Below are 6,822 nucleotides of genomic sequence, written 5' to 3' on the forward strand. Positions count from 1 at the left end.
CCAGACTCTATCGAAGAACCGCGATGACCGCCCCGCTGTGGATAACCGGCCCGCCTACGCCAGCCATGGGAAGGCGCTGCGGCGGGCCGCTTCCCCACAGCTACACCACGCTTCGGGACACGACCAACACGGCCGGGGTTAGGGTCCTCTGTCGCCGGCACTCCGCCACGATCTGCTGTTGCCAACCCGCGGCGTTCCGCATGGTCAGGCGCCGGCTGTCGATGGCGATTTCCGCCTGGCGCCGGGTGCCCTGGTCGGGGAAATGGAGGACGGGCATCACGCGGCCTCCCGGTGATAGGCTTCGACCATGGCGGCGAACATCGTGCGGACCTGCTCCGGACGGCATCCGCCCGCAGCGGCGCCGGCCCGCACCATGGCTTCGGTGGGGGTGTCGGGGATTGCCAGGGACGCCGGCGCCTCCTTCCGGAACGCGGCGATGGTTTCCGCGAAAGCGTCGGTCTCCGGTGCCGTGGGTGTGACGAATGGCCCGGCGGCGACCGTGGCGCCTTCGAGGCGTGCAATGAGCCGCCACAGCGCCACGAGATCCCCGGCCGAATTCAGCACCGCCGGCATCGGCCCGCCGAAACAGGACGGAGTGACCGCGGCATCCTCCGCCAGCCCGATCAGGTGCAGTTTCAGCCGTACCGCGACGCCGGCCAGTGTGAGGGGCATGGTCGCCTCGATCTCGTCCCTGAGGCCGTCCACCGCGAGCCAGGACGGTTCGTAGTCCTCATCGGTCAGTCCGTCGGGAAGCGCCTCGTAGGCATTCACCGCAGCGGTATAGCGCTCCCACAGCGTCAAGAGGCGGGCGTCGGGGTGCTGGCCGTTGGGTGCCGCTGCGGTCGGCGCCGATGGACAGGGAGCCCACCACCACAGCCGCCGCAGATCACGGGCCAGCGTCCACAGGACGCGGCTTGCACAGTCGTCTTCGACATCCTCCGGCATCGGGCCTTCGAGCGCGTCGGGGCTCCGGCCAAGGACGAGCTGCACGACGGCCATCGCCTTCACCGCGGCGCCCTGCGGTGTCCGGGCCGGGACGGTCTCGATGGTGGCTTCCGCCTGCGAGGCGGAGGTGACGGCGGCCTGCCGCTCCGGGCCGTCCGGCATGGTGTCCGGCCGGCACCAGAGGTCCCATGCCGCCAGCAGTTCCGCGTCGGGTTGGGGGCAATTCTGCACCGGCCCGGCCGGGATGGCGGAGAGGAACGCAGCGGCCCGAAGCAAGGCGCCGAACAGCGCAGCCGCGGACGTGCCTTTTGCGTGTACGTCGCAGTATGGCAAGACGGATGATGGATGGCTGGCAATTCGCAACACCGCCAAGGCGTCGGTGATGGTTTGAGGCACCATGGCGGACAAGGCGAGCGCGATGGCGCACCATTCATCCACCAACCGAGCGGCGCTTTCCACGTCTTCATCGGGAAGGCCGAGGTGTTCCGCATGGTTTGCGGCGATCCGATCGGCGGCCTGGGTGAAGGTCATCCCGAGCGACGGGATGATGGTGCTGCCGGTCCCAGCCCCCGCGATCCCGGACGGCACCCCAGCCAGCACCGCATGAACGCGCCGGATCGTGGTGGCGTCCGTCTCGTCGGCGCTTTCGCCAACCGCCAGCCGGTATCCGGATCGGCCAGCAATTCGAGCTGTGCCAGAGCGTCGGCGGGAGTCCTGGGTTCGGCCTTCAACACCGCTTCCGTGATGCGGATCGCATCGGCGGCGATCGTGTCCGATTCGGTGTCGTCCGCTTCTGCGGCCTCACTCCACCGCCGCCGGATCGAAGCGACGGCATCTGTGAAGGTCATGGCGAGTGCGGGGATGGTGCTGCTCCCCTCCGTGGCCTGGACGGTGGCCCGCAGTTCGGACAGGTAGGCGTGCAGCCCTTCCGCGAGGGCCAGGGCCACCGCTTCCGGGACCGCGTGCGTGGTGACGTCCTGCCGCGCCAGATTCAGATATTGGCTGGCGGCGGCCACGGCATCGGCCAGGCTGCGGACAGGGACGGCACGTACGCGCTTGGTGAGGGTGTGGTCCTGGTCCATCCAAAGCGCAATGCGCTGGTCGGCGCTCAGCGAGGGGTCCGCTTCGGTCGCCCGATAGTCGTTTTCCCATTCGGACAGCGCGTCGGACAGCGGCGCCGCGGTGCCGAGCAACAGGGCGCGCAGCGACGGTAAGGCGGGCTGCCCGGAGTCTTCACGTTCAGCCATGACGCACCTCCGCCGGCACGAACACGGTGGTCAGCACCGCGAGCGGAACACGCCATAAAGGCAAAGGTGTGGTATTGACGGAATCAGCCATGATCCGATCTCCACTCAGGTCGGGTTGTGGTCAGGCCGGGCGGAGTGTTGCCGCACCCCGTTCGGCCGCTTCTCTTGCCCAACAATCACAACACTGTTAACATAGCCCGTCAACCAAAATCACAACAGGGTTGTGACGGTGCTACCTGTCCAATGCAAGATGGCCCGCGTCGCTACGGGCCTCGGAGTTAGGGAATTGGCCGAAGCGGCCAATGTCTCGACGCAAACCATCTCGAGGTTTGAACGTGGGGAAGAGCTGAAGCCTGCCACCCTCGCAGCAATCCGCGCCGCCCTGGAGACTGCCGGGGTTGAGTTCATCCCGGAGAATGGCGGGGGTGCAGGGGTACGGTTGAGGAAGGGCGGCGAAGGACGATGACCGGTCGGTGTCGTTGCTGGTCGAGCGGGCGTTGAAGGCTTGGTTGATTGAGCGAGGCTATCTGGCGAAGGCAGAGTAAGAGCATAGATCAAAACCCCGCCTTCGTTTACCTAAGCCATTGATTTTGCTCGGCCTGAACGATGTTTCGATCGGCGCTCTAAGCCTTGGCGGCTAGCGTCCGGGTCATCCCATAAGATGGAGTAGTTAGGCGTTGACTGCAGCCAAGGAGATAACGACGACAGATGACAAGAATTGCGACGCCAGTCTTCGATATAGTTTTGCAAAGTGTCGCGTTAGTCACCAATTCGTAAGCTCTTTGGTCACATTTGCACTAACGTAATGCTGGGAAAACGGTTGAAGCGTGTTGCTTCTGTGTTCGGGACGACCATAGCCAAATCCTGTATTCATTAGACGAACTGCGTGCTCCTTGGCGGATGAATCGAGAGCTTCCCACCAGCTCGGTCGCGCATAAGTATTCTCAAGATGAGCGAATGCTAAGCGTACAGCGGCATCAGCTCTTTCATTTGGTAAAATTCGTTCAAACGATTTTGCAAAATCATGAGCAGGCCCACCACCGCCTTCCATCCAACCAATAACAACCACACTTCGACCATTCATTACTGTCAAATTAAATGTAATTTGCTCGAATGCCGAATCCCCTCTTGAAAGACGTTGAAGGGGTAAGCCATCGAATGAAAACTCAGGAAGAAAGCCTCCACAAGAGACAACGGGCAAACATTCAGAAAGCGATATCGCATAATACTTGCAGGCGTCATAGCGCTTATCGCGAAAAGCTTCGTCATACCTTAACTTAAGAGCCTCCATTTCAACGATAGCTCTCTCTGCGCCAATCTTATTATTGCGTAAGTTATTCTGTATGAGTATTTGAGCATCTATCGGCTTACCTTTATCTAGCTCTCTTTGTAGCTCGATAGACCGAACGAACGCTCTTTTTGCGAATAGTTCATATGATAAAGCGCGGAAGGAAAGCAAAAATGCAACCTCAGCATTAAAGTCCGGCGCGCCAACTTCTATTGATCTAAACATAGATGTGTCGTGATGGTTACAGAACCCAGGAAATGTTGACGCGTTATTCACCCCAACAGAAACCGGAATTATTCTTCCATTGTTTTTCTCGATATCATCGACACCGTTTTTCACAGATATAACATGTCCATTTTCAGCAATTGCTGCCAATCCGACACGTTTCTGCACTGTGTGAGCTCTTATAATCTTCTCGCCACAAAATTCATCGCTAGCATCTGGATGCGAACAGTACCCTTTCGCCATTTCTGCGCGAAGCGAGTGCATCTGAGCACCAAAGGCAGGCAGTTTTTCTTTTTCCCGGTGCATATGGCACCATTTGAACTTCTTCCCCGACTCGCACCAGCACATATCATATGGCCCTAAGCCCGGCTTGGGATGCAGCAACGGTGGCGCGTTAAACGGCGCGAAGAGAGAGGGATGAGGTTTGCGCACCATCGTCGCACCTTTAAGCTTAGTCAGAAAAGAAATCGTACTGCATTTAATGCGTTCCGCATAGCGCGCATACACGCCTCCGTAGACCAACCGTACGCACACAGCGCCCATGAGAAAGCCCACCGCGGGAGACCCGGCGGGCTTCTGCTTTTCGCCCTGCGCTGCCCCTGGCACATCCGGCGCGGTCGATCAGAGCCCCAGGAACTTCTTTGCCGTTGCGGACGCGATATCGCTGATGACCTTGATTGCCACGTCGTAGGCCGGCTTCCCGAGCTTGCTCAACATCGCCCGAAGGCGCGCAGCCGCCGCCGCAGTACGCTCATTCTCCTGCGCCACGTCTTTGATGACCGCGGGCACCTCGGCAGCATCCTCCGCGCTGAGGCCCGCCTGCAGGAGGCGGATGAGAGTCTCCATCTCGCATCGGCGTTGCTGTAGCTGAGGAGCGTCCGGCGGAGTTTCGAGGTAGCGCAGCACAGCCACCGCAAGGCGCAGCAGCTCGGCGCGGGCTTCCGGATCGAGAGGCGATGCATCGACCTTGGCGCAAGCCCGACGCAATGCGTCGATCTCCTCCCCATAGCTGAGCGGCATGCCGGGCGCGGCATACCAATGCACAGCCTCGGCCAGCCGGCGCGCAGCCTCGTCAACCTCGCTGATGAATTCGGAACATGCGTCGCTCAATGCCATATCCGCCCCCACGCGAGAATCCTAAGGAAGACAAACCGGCGCGCTCCATGGACGTCAAATCCGAGCTTCATCAAACTCATCAATTCCAGACAGATCGCCCCGAGCAGTCCCAGCACCCCGGTTGACCTTCTCCAAGCTAGAACGCAGAATGGTTTTATGAAACCCATGCGCGATTGGTTCGGCGAGTCCGACGTTGAAACGTCTTGCTGTGTCCATGTACGCCGCACCGTGGGTTGCTGGCATCGAGTTTACCTCGAAGCCCTCCACCAGGGCGAAGGCAAACAGGCACGACACCTGAACATCAAATGACAAATCACCATCCATAATATTCACTCCACAAAACCCTATGAAAATCAAAGAAAGACGGCAAATTGAACAGCATTGAAAAAGAAAATTCAAGAAAAGTTGACTTAGGAGAAGTGTTTCACCGATTGAATGTAGCAGGAACAGGCTTCTGTTTAGCCATTATAGCTGGAATCATTCCAGCGATACTCTCCAAAGATTGTCATTCGAATTACCTATCTTCTTCATTTTTCCCTTTAATCGCATTGAGCGCCTTTATGTTTTTTATGGGTACATCGCCCCTCGTGGTAACAGAAATCCTTTATGTCTTCTTCTCAAGCTTTACCGATGCCGTCTGCAGTTTATCTAGAACATCAGAGAGAATTTTCGAACTCCTCAACAAAACATGCCTGTGGCTAAGAAGGAAAAAGAAGGAGCTTGCCAAACAAGATGATACATCAATGCAGAAATCCGCGTCTGCTGTATTATTTATTGTCGCCACAGCAATAACATTTACGGTAATGAATGACGTTTTTTCTTGGAACAGCGTTATAAAAGTGCACCAAATTGCAAAGATGCAGTGCGATGGCCTTGAAGGAAGGCAACTTCCTCCAGACCCTCGCTATCCGTACCAAAGTTCTTCTGACTGACTCATCCATTTAGTTCGTCATCGACAGCCCACCCTGTGTATCCAAGCCGATAGGCAATCCATGTAGCCTCCCCGACCAGGACGCACCTACGGCCCACCGGATCGCGCTCCATCGGGCATCCGCTGGCCGGTCGCCGGTCGAGCCGACACCCAGCGCCAGAGGGGCGGAGCACCGCCCCTCCCCGCCCGGCTGGCGAGCTGCGTGACAATCATCACCATGCAGGTGAGCAGCTCCAGGCCGGCGGGCGAGTGCCCCGATGGGATCGGGGTTGTCGGGGCCAGCGAGCGCCATGCTCTACTGGATGGCCGATGGTGGAGCGCTGGCACCGGCCGGGGCATCGGTCCAGAGTTGGCCGCATGCCACAGCCAGGCGGGTGGACGGCGCGGGACAGATCGGGATGATTGACGTGGGCCAGCTTGCGGCTCGCCAGACTATCCGCAATTGGCATGCGGCCACACGCGAATAGCCCGCATTGGGCTGGGTCACGGCCTCAGGTTTGGGCCAAACCAGGACAGGCGTCAGAACTTCCGGCGCAGAAGCATGTGAATGCGCTTCAGTGACATAAGCAACGTCAGGACAAAGTTAACACACAAAACCACAGAGACCGCCGATCCAATCTTTGCAGAAACACCAGAGAGCATACCAACCACAACGAGAAGCACTGTTGCGAGAACAGCGTTCAATATAGCGTATGAGATGTTAGCGAATATTTGCCGAAGGAATCTTTTTTCTAATTCCACCCTCTCAATTGAGTCCTGAGCCAAAGTTTCTGGTGGCCTGAGAGATATAGAGTAGAGAAGAACAAGAACGTTTATCAAGAGACCAGCAAAAATTGATAAAGCAGATATTGCTGCCGCCACTGCATCCTTTTCAATCGAGCCATAAAAGAGATAGAATAATATTGCAGATGCAATTGGAAAAACATAAAACACGACAATATCAGTGATTACTCACCCGGCTGGCGGCAGCTGAGCCGTTAAGCGACGACGAAGGTGCCGTCGATGAGGTTGCGGATGGCGGTCCAGGCGGACTGGCCTTGGCGGCGCGCGGTTCCGGTGACCGAGCGGTA

Annotated in this window: 8 protein-coding genes; 2 read left to right on the top strand and 6 right to left on the bottom strand. The window is 58.3% G+C overall.

The window, feature by feature from the left end; genetic code table 11:
* Window positions 1-100 precede the first annotated feature (100 nt).
* Genes DS837_RS32280 through DS837_RS31505 form a run of 3 tightly spaced genes read right to left on the bottom strand, consistent with a single transcriptional unit; the run spans window position 101 to window position 2,192 of the window.
* Window positions 101-277, bottom strand: a complete 177-nt coding sequence (locus tag DS837_RS32280; protein WP_170296061.1) for a hypothetical protein — start codon at window positions 275-277, stop codon at window positions 101-103.
* Window positions 277-1,476 (bottom strand): hypothetical protein, encoded by a 1,200-nt coding sequence (locus DS837_RS31500; RefSeq protein WP_149168354.1) that lies wholly within the window; start codon window positions 1,474-1,476, stop codon window positions 277-279. Before DS837_RS31500 ends, DS837_RS32280 begins: the two co-directional genes overlap by 1 nt.
* Window positions 1,473-2,192, bottom strand: a complete 720-nt coding sequence (locus tag DS837_RS31505; RefSeq protein ID WP_149168355.1) for a hypothetical protein — start codon at window positions 2,190-2,192, stop codon at window positions 1,473-1,475. The genes DS837_RS31500 and DS837_RS31505 overlap by 4 nt, the downstream gene beginning before the upstream one ends.
* A 250-nt stretch (window positions 2,193-2,442) precedes the next feature.
* Between DS837_RS31505 and DS837_RS31510 the strand changes: the two genes are divergently transcribed.
* Window positions 2,443-2,658, top strand: a complete 216-nt coding sequence (locus DS837_RS31510; RefSeq protein WP_211102452.1) for a helix-turn-helix domain-containing protein — start codon at window positions 2,443-2,445, stop codon at window positions 2,656-2,658.
* Window positions 2,659-2,955: 297 nt separating this feature from the next.
* Here DS837_RS31510 and DS837_RS31515 read toward each other — a convergent pair whose 3' ends face one another.
* The 3 genes from DS837_RS31515 to DS837_RS31525 all read right to left on the bottom strand — a co-directional run bounded on the left by DS837_RS31515 (window position 2,956) and on the right by DS837_RS31525 (window position 5,145).
* On the bottom strand, window positions 2,956-4,212 hold the full coding sequence (locus tag DS837_RS31515; protein WP_211102453.1) for an SEC-C domain-containing protein: 1,257 nt from the start codon (window positions 4,210-4,212) through the stop codon (window positions 2,956-2,958).
* A gap of 114 nt (window positions 4,213-4,326) precedes the next feature.
* Window positions 4,327-4,821 (bottom strand): DUF2321 domain-containing protein, encoded by a 495-nt coding sequence (locus DS837_RS31520; protein ID WP_149168357.1) that lies wholly within the window; start codon window positions 4,819-4,821, stop codon window positions 4,327-4,329.
* Between the two features lie 54 nt (window positions 4,822-4,875).
* The gene (locus tag DS837_RS31525; protein WP_149168358.1) at window positions 4,876-5,145 is read right to left on the bottom strand and encodes a hypothetical protein; all 270 of its coding nucleotides are present in this window, start codon (window positions 5,143-5,145) and stop codon (window positions 4,876-4,878) included.
* A gap of 47 nt (window positions 5,146-5,192) precedes the next feature.
* Here DS837_RS31525 and DS837_RS31530 point away from each other — a divergent pair, with 47 nt between their 5' ends.
* Window positions 5,193-5,753 (top strand): hypothetical protein, encoded by a 561-nt coding sequence (locus DS837_RS31530; protein ID WP_149168359.1) that lies wholly within the window; start codon window positions 5,193-5,195, stop codon window positions 5,751-5,753.
* Window positions 5,754-6,822: the final 1,069 nt, after the last annotated feature.

The sequence above is a fragment of the Azospirillum brasilense genome (assembly GCF_008365405.1).
Taxonomy (GTDB): domain Bacteria; phylum Pseudomonadota; class Alphaproteobacteria; order Azospirillales; family Azospirillaceae; genus Azospirillum; species Azospirillum brasilense_D.